Here is a 255-nt window from a genome sequence, read left to right on the forward strand (position 1 = left end):
GGGCAGGCGGTACTCGCCGGGGAAGCGTCGTTCGCCGGCCAGCCAGTCGACCTGCGTGGAGATGGCGACGCGTCGTTCCTCAATGCGGCCGTGGCCTTTGTCGGTCTCCTCGCAACGGTCGGCGGCCAGGCACTGCGGATCGTCGAAGAAGCGCTCGATCTCGCCCATCAGGCCCGGCTGGTTGGCCTTGACGGCGAGAAGATAGTCGGCGCCAGCGTCGATGATGGCCGCGGCCACCTTTGGATTGCAGGCGAT

1 pseudogene is annotated in these 255 nt (G+C 67.5%); it reads right to left on the bottom strand.

The features are described from left to right. A pseudogene (locus EN859_RS37910) lies at window positions 1-255 on the bottom strand (ISAs1 family transposase); the annotation flags it as partial.

Origin of the sequence: Mesorhizobium sp. M00.F.Ca.ET.216.01.1.1, from assembly GCF_004010325.2 — a bacterium.
In the GTDB taxonomy this organism is placed as follows: domain Bacteria; phylum Pseudomonadota; class Alphaproteobacteria; order Rhizobiales; family Rhizobiaceae; genus Mesorhizobium.